10 protein-coding genes are annotated in these 12121 nt (G+C 76.3%); 1 reads left to right on the top strand and 9 read right to left on the bottom strand.

The genetic code is table 11. From position 1 onward, the window contains the following. Positions 1-234: 234 nt before the first annotated feature. The 9 genes from LGQ04_RS07065 to LGQ04_RS07025 form a co-directional block, all read right to left on the bottom strand. Positions 235-1653 (bottom strand): alkaline phosphatase family protein, encoded by a 1419-nt coding sequence (locus tag LGQ04_RS07065; RefSeq protein WP_267494393.1) that lies wholly within the window; start codon positions 1651-1653, stop codon positions 235-237. Next, entirely contained in the window at positions 1650-2969 is a 1320-nt protein-coding gene (gene eboE / locus LGQ04_RS07060; protein ID WP_229242965.1) for a metabolite traffic protein EboE, read from the bottom strand. Before eboE ends, LGQ04_RS07065 begins: the two co-directional genes overlap by 4 nt. Position 2970: 1 nt before the next feature. After that, entirely contained in the window at positions 2971-3849 is an 879-nt protein-coding gene (locus LGQ04_RS07055; RefSeq protein WP_229242964.1) for a TatD family hydrolase, read from the bottom strand. Continuing rightward, positions 3849-4559 carry an EboA domain-containing protein gene (locus tag LGQ04_RS07050; protein WP_229242963.1) on the bottom strand — a complete coding sequence of 237 codons (711 nt, stop codon included), beginning with the start codon at positions 4557-4559 and terminating at the stop codon, positions 3849-3851. The genes LGQ04_RS07055 and LGQ04_RS07050 overlap by 1 nt, the downstream gene beginning before the upstream one ends. Then, positions 4556-5473 (bottom strand): sugar phosphate isomerase/epimerase family protein, encoded by a 918-nt coding sequence (locus LGQ04_RS07045; protein WP_229242962.1) that lies wholly within the window; start codon positions 5471-5473, stop codon positions 4556-4558. Before LGQ04_RS07045 ends, LGQ04_RS07050 begins: the two co-directional genes overlap by 4 nt. Further along, entirely contained in the window at positions 5470-6408 is a 939-nt protein-coding gene (locus LGQ04_RS07040) for an SCO3242 family prenyltransferase (protein ID WP_229242961.1), read from the bottom strand. Before LGQ04_RS07040 ends, LGQ04_RS07045 begins: the two co-directional genes overlap by 4 nt. Further along, positions 6405-7634, bottom strand: coding sequence for an inositol-3-phosphate synthase (locus tag LGQ04_RS07035; RefSeq protein ID WP_229242960.1), 1230 nt, complete (start codon positions 7632-7634; stop codon positions 6405-6407). The genes LGQ04_RS07040 and LGQ04_RS07035 overlap by 4 nt, the downstream gene beginning before the upstream one ends. Positions 7635-7965: 331 nt before the next feature. Further along, the gene (locus tag LGQ04_RS07030) at positions 7966-9420 is read right to left on the bottom strand and encodes a hypothetical protein (RefSeq protein ID WP_229242959.1); all 1455 of its coding nucleotides are present in this window, start codon (positions 9418-9420) and stop codon (positions 7966-7968) included. A gap of 56 nt (positions 9421-9476) precedes the next feature. Further along, positions 9477-10034: an RNA polymerase sigma factor gene (locus tag LGQ04_RS07025; RefSeq protein ID WP_229242958.1), complete on the bottom strand. Its 558-nt coding sequence runs from the start codon at positions 10032-10034 to the stop codon at positions 9477-9479. Between the two features lie 157 nt (positions 10035-10191). On the opposite strand from LGQ04_RS07025, the gene LGQ04_RS07020 reads away from it, so the two are divergent. Beyond that, positions 10192-12030: a DUF4012 domain-containing protein gene (locus LGQ04_RS07020; RefSeq protein ID WP_229242957.1), complete on the top strand. Its 1839-nt coding sequence runs from the start codon at positions 10192-10194 to the stop codon at positions 12028-12030. Positions 12031-12121 lie beyond the last annotated feature (91 nt).

The raw sequence follows: 12121 nt of genomic DNA, 5'->3' as shown, positions 1-12121 counted from the left end.
GCACCGCACCGCGGCGCGAGGGGTGTGGCGGCCGCGCCGGGTCGTGGCGGGTCTGGCGGGAGCGACGCGAGGAACGAGCGGCGCGGATGGCAGACCCGGCGCGGCCGCCACACCCCTCGCGCAGGTGACCACGGTTCTACCCCGCGGGACCACGGCTCTACCCCGCGCAACCACGGTTCCACCCCGCGCAGCCACGGCTCTACCTCGCGCGACGGGGTATCCCACCGCCGCCCGTCAGACGCGCGCGCCGAGGCCCTGGAGCTCGAGGACGAGGCCCTTGATCGCGGCGGCGGGCACCTGGGCGCCGTCGGTCCCGACGATCCCGGCGAGGGACGCGGGGACCTCGGCGTCGGAGCACAGCACGAGGGGGGTGTCGGCGGACGAGTCGGGCAGGCGCCCGTGGGAGCCCTTCACGTACGACGCGTCGAGCGGGACGGTGCTCATCGCGTACCGCAGGCCGACCTTCTTCTTGACGAGGTTGAGGCCGGCCTTGGCCTTGGCGAGCGGGTCGGCGGGGTCGAAGAACAGCTCGGCGGGGTCGTAGCCGGGCTTGCGGTGGATGTCGACGCCGCGGGCGTACTCGGGTGCGCGGGCGTCGTCCAGCCAGAAGTAGTAGGTGAACCAGGCGCCGGGCTCGGCGACGACGACGAGCTCGCCGGAGCGTTCGTGGTCGAGTCCGTAGCGGGCCTGGGCCTCGCGGTCGAGCACCTGGTCGACGCCGGGCACGGACCGCAGGAGGTCGGCGACGCGGCGCTGGAGCGCGGTGTCGTGGGCGTCGCCGAGGTAGACGTGGGCGACCTGGTGGTCGGCGACGGCGAAGGCGCGCGACGCCCAGGGGTCGAGCTGTTCCTTGCCGTCCTGGACGTACACCTCGAGCAGGCCCTCGCGGCGCAGGATGCGGTTGAGGTGGACGGGCCGGTCGACGTCGGCGATGCCGTACTCGGACACGACGAGGACGGTGACGCCCTGGTTGGCGCAGTCGTCGAGCAGGGGTGCGAGGGCGGCGTCGAGCTCGGCGGCGGCGGCGTCGGAGCGTGGGTCGTTCGGGCCGTACCGCTGGAGGTCGTAGTCGAGGTGCGGGACGTACGCCATCGTTAGGTCGGGCGCGTGGGTGCGCAGGACGTGCCGGGTCGCGTCGACGATCCAGCGCGAGGAGGCGATGGCCGCCGTCGGGCCCCAGTAGGTGAACAGGGGGAACTCGCCGAACCGTTCGACGAGGTCGTCGTGGAGCGCGGGCGGGCGCACGTACGCGTCGGGGGACTTGCGGCCGTCGGCGTGGTAGATCGGGCGAGGCGTGACGGTGACGTCGGTCGTCATGCCCATGGCGTACCACCAGCAGACGTTCGCTGCGCGGTACCCCTGCCGCGCGCCGCGCGCCGCCTCCCAGAGCTTCTCGCCCTCGACGAGCCGGTTGTGCTGGCGCCACAGGTAGACGTCGCCGAGCTCGCGGAAGTACCAGCCGTTGCCGACGATGCCGTGCTCGGCGGGGCTGAGGCCGGTGAGCATGGTGGACTGCACGGAGCAGGTCACGGCGGGCAGGACGGTGCGCAGCTCGGACTGCCAGCCGCCTGCGGCGAGCTGGCGCAGGCGCGGCATGTGCGCGAGGGCGGTCGACGTGAGCCCGACGACGTCGAGCAGCAGGACGGGCTTCATGCGGACCTCCTGGTCGCGTCGGGGGCGTCGGGTGCGTCGGCGCCGAGCACGGGGTTGCTCGCCGTCGAGGACGGGCCTTCTGTCGTATTCGGCGGGATAGCAGCATCAACCTCGTGCTCGGCGGGGAGCAGGTGGTCGGACGCCCAGCGGAGCTCTGCGGCGATGCCGGCGACGAGCGAGTCGGTCGCGGCGCCCTCGGGCAGCACGGACCACGTGTAGGTCTCGACGTCGAGGTGCGCGGCGTCGCCGTGCGGGGTCGCGCGGACGGCCTCGACGGCGGTGCGCAGCACGTCGGACGTCGCGGCGAGCGGCGGGCGGGGCTCGTGGTGCAGCGGCACGTGGAAGTGCACGCGCCACGGCCCGGCGCCGGGCAGCCCGCCCGCGGCGTCGTGCCCGACGCCGTCCCCCGCCCCGGGCGCGGGGCCGTCGCCGAGCGCGTCGGGCAGGTCGTCGGCGGGGAGCACCGCGCCGTCGGGCGCGAGCTCGCGCACCTGGTGGATGTAGCGCTGCTCGACGAACCCCGCGACGGCGTCGCGCGCCGCCGGGTCGGACGGGTCCGCGACGTGCAGCGCCGCCGACGCCTGCACCTTGACGACGCGCAGCCCGGCGTCGGTGATGCGGGCTACGGCCCCCGCGGGGTCGGCGAACGACACCGCGAGGTGGCACGTGTCGAGGCACACCCCGACGTGGTCCGGGTCGATGGTGCCCCCGGCGGTCCGGTCGGCACCGGCGGGCCCCGTGCGCGCGGCGAGCCACGCGACGACGTCCTCGACGGTGTCGAGCACGCACCCGGGCTCGGGCTCGACGGCGACGCGCACGGTCTTGCCGGTGCGGTCGCGCAGGTCGCGCAGGCCGGCGGAGAGCTCGGCGAACGCGCGGGTCGCGGCGGCGTCGTCGGCGTCGGTCCACGGCTCGCGCCACGCCAGGGGGAGGGTGGAGATCGACCCGTCGGCGCCGTCGGGCAGGAGGTCGGCGAGCACCTCGGCGCACTCGAGGGTGTAGGCGAGGCGTTCCGGGTCGGCCCACGTGGGGGTGTAGACGTCGAGCTTGACGACGTCGGCGTGGAACCCGCCGTAGGGGAACGCGTTGAGGGTGCGGACCTCGAGGCCGTGCTCCGCGAGCGCGGTGCGGAGGCGGTCGCGGTCGGCGGGCGACCCGGCGAGCCGGTGCGCGAGCACGGCGGGCATCCACAGGCCGACGCCGAGCACGTCGAGCCCCGCGGCCTCGCGGACGGGCGCGGCGTAGCGGGCGAGCTGGTCGAGCACGCCGTCCATGTCCTCGGCGGGGTGGACGTTCGTGCAGTACGACAGGTGCATGTCAGGCCCGCACGCCGCGCAGAACGGACGAGCCCTCGAACTCGACGCCGGGGGTGGGCAGGTCGCCCTCGACGAACCCGGGCACGGGGTCGAGCACGAGGTTGCCGGACTGCCCGTAGAACTCGACGGGGTTGCGCCACAGGACCTTGTCGACGTCGTCGTCGGTGAACCCGGCGGCGAGCATCGCCCGCCCGGTCTTGAGGGTCTTCAGCGGGTCGGACCGCCCCCAGTCGGCGGCGGAGTTGACGATCATCCGGTCGGTGCCGTGCTCCTGCAGGATCGCGACCATGCGGTCCTCGTCCATCTTCGTGTCGGGGTAGATGGAGAACCCGGCCCACGCCCCGGCGTCGAGCACGAGGGCGACGTTGGTCTCGTTGAGGTGGTCGACGAGCACGTGCTGCGACGGGACGCCCGACTCGCGGACGACGTCGAGGGTGCGGCGCGTGCCGGAGAGCTTGTCGCGGTGCGGGGTGTGGACGAGCACGGGCAGCTCGGCGGCGCGCGCCATCTCGAGCTGACGGGAGAACACCTCGTCCTCCTCGGGCGTCATCGAGTCGTACCCGACCTCGCCGACGGCGACCACGCCGTCCTTGAGGAGGTAGCGCGGGATCTCGTCGAGGACCTCGCGGCAGCGCGCGTCGTTCGCCTCCTTGGGGTTGAGGGCGATGGTCGCGTGGTGGCGGATGCCGAACTGCGCGGCGCGGAACCTTTCCCAGCCGAGGAGGGAGTCGAAGTAGTCGAGGAACGACCCGACGTGGGTGCGCGGCTGCCCCAGCCAGAACGCGGGTTCGACGAGGGCGCGCACGCCGGCGGCGTACAGGGCCTCGTAGTCGTCCGTCGTGCGGCTCGTCATGTGGATGTGGGGGTCGAAGATGCGCATCAGGCGCTCCTTCCGGTGGTGGAGGAGGTGTCGGGGGCGTCCGTCGGCGCGGTGGGGCCGGTGGTGACGTCGGGGGCGAGGCGGGCGACGTCGTCGGGCACGACCCGGCCGGCGGCGCGCCGCTCGGCGGCGAAGTCGCGGGCCATGCGGGCGAGCTCGTCGTCGGTGCGGTCGGCGAGGCCGGCGACGGCGTCGAGGCTCACGCCCATGAACACGAGCTTGAGGACGGCGTGCCGCCACGCGTGCTGGTCGAGGTGGGTCGCGGCGAACGGTCCGACGGCGGCGGCGACGAGGCTCTGGTCGTTGGTGCGCAGGGCGTCGACGGCGAGCTCGGTGCCGACGGCGACGACCTCGGGTGCGACGTCGCCGCGTGCGACGAGGGCGTCGAGGCCGCGCAGGACGCCGCGCCGCTCGGCGGTGTCGCCGTGCTGGTAGAGGTCGGCGAGCCGTGCGGCGAGCGCGGCCGTGTCGCGCGACGCGTCGGCGAGCGCGACGACGAGGGACGCGCGCGCGGCGTCGTCCACCGTGCCGTGCAAGACGCCCGCGGGGTCGGTCGTGGGGTGCAGGGACGACCGTCCGACCTTGCGCCCGGCGAGCGCGAACGCGCGCGTCACGGCACCGGGGTCGTGCGCGACGTCGGCGCGCGCCTGCGCGAGCCAGTCGTCGCCGGGGTGGTCGGCCGGCCGGGTCGCGGTCGGGTCGGTGGTCATGGCACCTCCGTGGTGTGTCGGGCGCGGTCCGCGGCGTCCCACGCGCCGCGCAGCGCGGCGAGGCTGCGGTGCGCGAGCCCGGGGGCGTCGTAGGAGTGGCGGGGCAGCTCGACCGCGGCGACGCCGGTGTAGCCGACGTCGGCCAGGGTCGCGAGGACGAGCGGCAGGTCGATCTCGCCCTCGCCGAACGGCCGGTGCTCGTGGTGCGTGGACGGCATGTCGTCGAGCTGGACGTTGGCGAGGTACGGCGCGGCGGCGCGCAGCGCCCCGACGACGCCGTCGGGCTCGACGACGAGGCAGTGCCCCACGTCGACGGTGATGCCGAGCGCGTCGGGCGCGCCGATCTCGTCCCGCAGGCGCAGCGCGTCGGCGACGGTCTCGACGAGCATGCCGGGCTCGGGCTCGAGCGAGAGCCGCACGCCGTGCGCGTGGGCGTGCTCGACGAGGCGCGGCACGCGCTCGCGCAGGAGGGCCCACCCCTGGGCCGGGGTCGCGCCGTCGGGCAGGACGCCGGAGAAGAAGGACACGCACTGCGCGTCGAGGCCGTCGGCGATCTCGACGGCCCGTTCGAGGAACCGCATGCGGGTGTCGGCCTCGGTGTCGACGAGCGTCGGCCGGTGCTTGCGGTACGGGTCGAGGAGGAAGCGCGTGCCGGTCTCGACGACGACGCGCATCCCCGCGCCGCCGCGCGCCGCGGCGAGGCGGGTGCGCAGCGCGTCGACGCGCTCGCCCCACCCGGGCGCGAACGGGTCGAGGTGCGGGAACCCGAGGGTGAGGGCGACGGCGTCGTACCCCTCGTGGTCGAGGACGGAGAGCACGTCGTCGAGGGGGTGGTCGGTGAAGCCGTTCGTCCCGTAGCCGAGCGCGAACGGCATCGGCTGCTGCCCGACGGCGGTCCCCTCGGAGGCGGTCACGTCTCGCTCATCTCGGCGCGGCCGGGGCGACGGCCCGCCCGGCGCAGGAGCCGCCCCGCGACGGCCACGCCCGCGAGCGCGACGGCGGACGCGACGTGCCCGTGGCGCGCGGCCAGCGCGGCCTGCAGCGGCACCATGGCGTGGATGCCGGAACGGGTCGCGGTGCGCGCGTTGTCGGCGGAGGGCGTGATCGCGGCGTCGACCTGCCGGGGCAGGCACGTGGCCGCGTAGGCGACGGCGGCGACGACCCCCGCGACGGCGCCCGCCCGGCTCCCCCGGCGCGCGGACCCCGCGCCGCGCAGCGCCGCCGCGACGACGGGACCGGCGGCCGACGCGGCCACCGCGACGGTGCCGCCCGCGACGGCTGCCGCGACGGGCGTCGTCGTGCCGTGGACCTCGCCGCGCGACAGCGCCGTGACGCCGCCCGTGTGCACCGCCAGCGCTGTCGCGGCGGGCAGGGCCGCCCTCAGGTGCCCCACGCCCGCGCCCAGGAGGACGTCGAGCCCGCGGCACGCGGCCATCACCACGGGCCCGGCCACCGAGTCCTTCGCCACCGTGTCGTACGTCCACACGCACGCCGCCAGCGGCACCGCGACGACGAGCGCGCGCCGACCGCCCCCGGCCGCGGCCAGCCCCAGCCCGGCGGCCGTCAGACCCGTCGCCACCTGCAGCGCCCGCTGCTCGGAGACGCGCCCCGACGGGATCGGCCGCTCCGGCCGCTCCACCGCGTCGAGGTGCCGGTCCGCGTAGTCGTTGAGCGCCATCCCGCCCGCATACAGGCACGCGGACGCGAGCGGCAGCAGCGCACGCCGGGACGTGACCCGGTGCCCCGCCGCGGCGGCCCCCGCCAGGGTGTCGCCCAGCACGGACAGCGCCGCCGGGGCGCGGACGAGGTCGAGGTGGTCCCGCAGCGTGGAGGTCGAGGGCGCGCTCACGGGTGCGCCGGCGTCGTGCCGCCCGCCCCGCGACCCTCGACGCGCGCCGTCGCCTCGCGCGACCAGTCCGCGAGCGCGACGGTCTGCGCCGCGAAGTCGTGCACGTCGCTGCCCCACGGGTCCTTGAAGAAGAAGCCCAGCGCGGGCACCGGGCCGCCGTACCCGGCCGCGTCGGCGAGCGCGAGGAAGCGCGCGAGGTCGAGCACGAGGGGCGCGGCGAGCATCGAGTCGTACGCCGACCACGTGGTCTGGAGCGTGAGGCGCGAGCCGAGGAAGCCCTCGACGTGCACGTGGTCCCACGCGACCTTGATGTCGCCGAGGTCGGGCACGTTGTCGATGTGCAGCGGCGTCACCTCGCTGCCCGTGAGGTCCTGCAGGCCCCGCGTCTTGGACGCCAGCTTGCTCCGCACGGCCTCGGGGTCGGCGAGCGTCGCGCCGTCGCCCCCGCCGAGCAGGTTGGCGCCCGCCCACGACAGCACGCGCAGGCCGCGCGCCGCGAACGCGGGCGCGAGGATCGTGCGCAGCCACGTCTGGCCCGTCTTGCCGTCCTGCCCCGCGACGGGCACGCCGCGCTCGCGGGCGAGCTCGACGAGGACGGGCAGGTCCATGCTCGCGGACGGCGTGAAGCCCGCGTAGGGAGCGCCCGCGAGGAGCGCGGCGTACGCGACGACGGAGCTCGGGGGCAGGACCGCGCGGTCCGGGTCGGCGAGCGCGGCCTCCAGCAGGGCGCGGTCGGAGAACTCCGGCGCCGGCTCGGGCAGCGGCTCCGTGGAGGCGAGGTCGACGACGACGACGCGCGCGAGGCCGTGGCGCTCGCGGAAGTCGGTGATGTCCGCGGCGAGACGCTCGGCGGCGGCCTGCTGGGACTCGCGGGGCTCGTGCCCGACGGCGCCCGGCCGGGCGTCGTACCCGCGGCGCACCTCGGCGTCGGCCCGCTCGAGCGCGGCGTGCGTCGCGGAGAGCAGGCGCGGCGGGATCATCCCGGCCTCGACGAGGAGCTCGGCGTGCTTCGCCATGGAGACGTCGGTGATGTCGTGGCCGCCGACGACGAGGTCGGCGAACGCGGGCAGCGGCGCGGAGGCGAAGGTCTCGGAGGCGCTGACGCACCCGGTGGGAGCGGCCCGGCCGTCGACGATCGCGGCGAGGCCGAGGGTCGCGGTCGTCGCGACGGATCCGCGGGCCCCGACGAGCCAGAGCCCGGTCCGTCCTGAGGCGTTGTGGTGCATCGTTGCTCCGTTCGTGCCGGTCGCCCGCCGGGGCGGACGACCGATGTGTCGCGACGATGGCCTCGCTGCCATCGCCGGCCGACGCCCGAGCACAGGGGGAGTGCCCGAGCGCCAGCCTGCTGCGACCCTAGCCACACTTCTGTCGGGGGTCAATCAAAAGCAGATCGCTTCTGACCGGCCTGTCCCGAGCAGTCGACAAAAGCCGCGCCCGAGGGTGGCGGCGCCGTCCCCGGCCGCGCGCCGAGCACGAGGTTACTGCCGGAATACGGTCGCTCGCAGCAACGACCTCGTGCTCGACGGCGAGCAACCTCGTGGTCGTCGACAGCATGCGTCAGGACAGCGGCGAGAAGTCCAGCTGGTCGTCCACCACCCCGACGACCGACCACGCGCTCCCCTCGGCGTCGGTCAGCTCGTACGCCGGGACGAGCACCGCCGCGCCGTCCGGCTGGTGCTGCACCGCCGACCCGAGGACGGCGCCCGTGATCGTCACGTCCGTCACGGGCCACGCGAACCGCTCCCCCGCAGCGACCGTCGGCGGGACCGTCGGCGCCTGCGCCTCGTCCGGCGCCACCCCGATCTCCGGGACCGCGACGTCGACCCCCTCGCGCGCCAGCGTGACCGGGCCGCCGGCGCCGAAGCGCGGGTCGCCGAGCCGCTCCACCGCCTCCGCCGGGCTCACCACGTCGTACGTGCCGATCTCCACCCGCGGCGCGAGGGCTCCGTACACGGACGCCAGACCCGCACCCGAGAACGTCGCGCTCCACGACGTGCCGGTGCGCCGCCCGTCGACCACCTCGGACGCCGTCACGGTCGTGGCCGGCGCGGCACCCTCGACCTCGGGCTCCTGGGCCTCCACCTCGAACCCGTCGGGGTCGACACCGAGCGCACGCATCAGTGCCCGCAGGCGCTCCGCCGCCTCCTCGCCACCGGGGGGCGTGCCCTGGTCCCCCGGGACGCATTCCCCCGTGGACCCCGTCGACCCCGACGACCCGCCCCCGTCCTCGGCCGACCCGTCCTCGGTGGGCTCCGCGGGCTCCACCACCGCGCACCCCCACGGGTCCTTCGTCGGGTCGGAGAACGACACGCTCGCGAGCCCGTCCGGCTGCAGGGAGACGACCGGGCCCGTCCAGTCCGACGACCCGACCACGAACGCCCCGTACTCCTCGCGGACCTCGCCCTCGACGCCCAGCTCGGCCGCGACGCGTCGTGCCGTCTCCGCGGAGAACACGCCCGCGGCGTCGTACGCCCAGGCCGGCGCGCTCGCCCCCGCGGTGCTCAGCCCGTCCTGGTGGAACACGGTGCGCCCGCCCCACCACCCCGGCAGGGACGACCCTGCCGCCAGGCGCTGCTCGGCGACCCCGGCGGTCGCGTCCGCCGCGGTCTCCTCCTGCGCCGCCGTACCGCTCAGCTCGATCGGGGCCAGCGCGACCGAGGTGTCCGACGCGACGCCGCTCCCGCCGGTCGCGCCCAGCGCGTAGCCGCCGGCACCGACGGCGAGGACCCCCGCGACGCCCGCCGCGACGAGCAGGGGCGCTCGCCGCCGACGCCGCGCGGCGAGCTCGTCGACCGTTCCCGGCGCGGCGTCCGCCCCGTCGGCCGCAGGCCGTCCCGGGTCCCCGACGGGGTCACCGGTGCGGGGCGCCCCCAGCGCGCCCGGCACCCGGGCGCGCACGCGCGCCTCGATCGCCCCGAGGTCCGCCGCCGCGTCGCGCGCGGGGTCCGCCGCGCGCAGGCGGTCGAGGGCCGCGTCCTGGTCCGGTCGCTCGTCGGGCGTGTGCGTGGTCATGGTGGCTCCTGGTGGGGCTCGGGACGACCCGGCGTCGTCCACCCTCGTCTGTGTGCTCAGGCTCCGCCGTCTTGCGCCCCGGCCGTCCCCGAGGCCGCGGGGACCTCCTCGGACCACGCCGCGCGCAGGCGCGACCGCGCCCGGGACAGCGCGGCGTCCGCACCGCCCCGGCTCACGCCGAGGACCGTCGCGAGCTCGTCCCCGCCCAGCCCCTCCCACGCGTGCAGCAGCAGGACACGACGGTCCCGCACGGACAGCGTCGCGAACGCCCGCCGCACCTCGTCGTCGGCCAGCACGGCGTGCTCGACGTCGACCCCCGCGTCCCGCGCGTCCGGCACGTCCGCGACGGGCACGGCCCGCAGCCGGCGGCGGTCGTTCGCGAGGACGAACCCCGCCGTGCGGTACAGCCAGGGCAGCTCGGCGCCGTCCGGCACGTCCGCCCGACGGCGCCACGCCGTGGCCAGCACCTCGGCGGCGAGGTCCTCGGCATCCGCGGCCGTCCCACCCCGCCCGCTCGGCAGTCGGCGTCGGAAGTAGCGGTAGAGGGCACCGGCGTGCGCGGCGAAGAGCGCGGAGAACCACGCCTCGTCGCGGGGCGGGTCGTCGGTCGTCACGGCGGCTCCTCGGCGTCGTCGCTCGTCAGGCCCGGCAGGGCGGTCGTCACCGTCTCCATGTGTCGACGGCGCCCGTCCTTGCACGTGCGCGAGGATCACCCGTTCCTCACCCGGCCCGGGCACGATCCTGCCACCGGCCGACGCCTACGCTGGGCCCATGAGCGCGACGCAGGAGGCCGTGCCCGCGGCGAGGCCCGACGCGCCCCCGCCGCACCGACGCCGGTGGCGGTGGGTGGGCTGGACCCTGCTCGCGCTCGTCGTGCTCCTGCTCGTCGCCGCCGGGCTCCTCGTGCGCGACGCCCTCGCCGCCCGCGACGCGCTCACCCGCGCGACGGCCGAGGTCCCCGCCGCCGAGGAGGCGATGCGCGCCGGCGACGTGGCCGCCGCCGAGGAGATCCTCGCGCGGGTGCAGCCGCTCACCGCGACCGCGCGGGAGAGCACCGACGGCGTGCTGTGGGCCGCCGCGCAGCACCTCCCCCTCGTCGGCCAGGACGTGCGGGCCTTCGCGGCGTCGGCCGCGACGGTCGACGACCTCGCCGCCGACGTCCTGCCCTCCCTCGCCCAGGTGCTCGGTCTCGTCGAGGGCGGCCAGGTGCGCATGGCCGACGGCGGCGTCGACCTCGCACCGCTCGCCGAGGCCGCGCCGCTCACCGCACGCGCTGCCGCCGCGTTCGAGGAGATCGACGCCCGCCACGCCGCCGTCGACCGCAGCGCCCTCCACGCCGAGGTCGCCGAGCCGTACGACCGCCTCGTCACGGCCACGGACGAGCTGCGGCCCCTCGTGCGCACGGCCGACACGCTCACCGCGCTCGCTCCGCCGATGCTGGGAGCCGACGGCGCCCGGACCTACCTCGTGCTCGCCCTCAACAACGCGGAGCTGCGGGCGGCGGGCGGCATCCCCGGCGCCCTCGCCGTCCTCCGTGTCGAGGACGGCCAGGTCACGCTCGAGCGCCAGGCCTCGACGGCCGACGTCCCGCCCTTCGCCGCACCGGTGCTGCCCCTCGATCCCGGCGACGAGGCCCTGTACTCGGACCGCCTGGGCCGCTTCGTCCAGGACACCACCCTCACGCCCGACCTGCCGACGTCCGCCGCACTCACCGCCGCGATGTGGGAGCAGACCCAGGGCGAGGTGGTCGACGGCGTCGTCACCGCCGACCCCGTGGCACTGTCGTACCTGCTCGAGGCCACGGGCCCGGTCGACGTCGGGGGTGTCACGGTGGACGCCCAGGGCGTGGTCGACGTCCTGCTCTCCCAGGTCTACGCCGACCTCGACCCGGGCGCGGAGACCGACGCGTTCTTCGCAGGCGTGGCGTCGAGCGTCCTCGCGGCGTTCCTCGACGGCGGCGCCGACCCGGCCACGGCGGCCGACGCCCTGGCCCGTGCGGCCGCAGAGCACCGGATCGGTCTCTGGTCGGCGCACCCTGAGGAGCAGGCGCGGCTCGCCGGGACCGTCGTCGCGGGCGACCTCGACACGGCGCCCCAGGCCGCCCGGTCGGTCGGCGTGTTCTTCAACGACGCCACGGGCGGCAAGATGAGCTACTACCTCGACACCGACGTGCGTCTCACGGGGAGCGCCTGCTCCGACGCCGGTCGGGTCGACACGTACACGGTCGACCTCGCCTCGACCGCGCCGGCCGACGCGGCGACCGCTCTCCCGTGGTACGTGACGGGGGGCGGCATCTCGGGCGTCGAGCCGGGGCGGGTCCGGACCCTCGTCGCGCTCTACCCTCCCCGGGGCGCCGCGGTGGGCACGGTGCGCCTCGACGGCGTCGGGACGGGCGCGCTCTCGGCGGACGTCGCAGGGCGCCGCGTCGCCTCCCTCCCCGTCGAGCTGGCCCCGGGGCAGTCCTCCACGGTGACCTTCACGATCACGACCTGGCACGGCGCGGACGACGCGCACGACGGCCTCTCCGTCGAGACGGTCGACCTGTGGACCACGCCGACGGCCACCCGTCCCGGGCTCACGACGGTGCCGGTCGCGCCCTGCGCCGGGTGAACTTCGATCACGACCTCGTAACGATGCGCGTCGTGCCAGGAATTCACCCGGACGCACGTCCAACACGGGGCCGCGATCTCGCTACCGTGAA

Source organism: Cellulosimicrobium marinum, from assembly GCF_020551945.1.
In the GTDB taxonomy this organism is placed as follows: Bacteria; Actinomycetota; Actinomycetes; order Actinomycetales; family Cellulomonadaceae; genus Cellulosimicrobium; species Cellulosimicrobium marinum.
The sequence above is the reverse complement of the archived record's forward strand: the minus strand, read 5'-3'. Positions and strand labels throughout refer to the sequence as shown.

What these genes read in the sequence shown, in the direction of transcription:
- LGQ04_RS07055 (WP_229242964.1), bottom strand. Translation starts at nt 3,849, where the DNA reads ATGCGCATCTTCGACCCCCACATCCACATGACGAGCCGCACGACGGAC.
- LGQ04_RS07035 (WP_229242960.1), bottom strand. Translation starts at nt 7,634, where the DNA reads ATGCACCACAACGCCTCAGGACGGACCGGGCTCTGGCTCGTCGGGGCC.
- LGQ04_RS07065 (WP_267494393.1), bottom strand. Translation starts at nt 1,653, where the DNA reads ATGAAGCCCGTCCTGCTGCTCGACGTCGTCGGGCTCACGTCGACCGCC.
- LGQ04_RS07020 (WP_229242957.1), top strand. Translation starts at nt 10,192, where the DNA reads ATGAGCGCGACGCAGGAGGCCGTGCCCGCGGCGAGGCCCGACGCGCCC.
- LGQ04_RS07030 (WP_229242959.1), bottom strand. Translation starts at nt 9,420, where the DNA reads ATGACCACGCACACGCCCGACGAGCGACCGGACCAGGACGCGGCCCTC.
- LGQ04_RS07050 (WP_229242963.1), bottom strand. Translation starts at nt 4,559, where the DNA reads ATGACCACCGACCCGACCGCGACCCGGCCGGCCGACCACCCCGGCGAC.
- eboE (WP_229242965.1), bottom strand. Translation starts at nt 2,969, where the DNA reads ATGCACCTGTCGTACTGCACGAACGTCCACCCCGCCGAGGACATGGAC.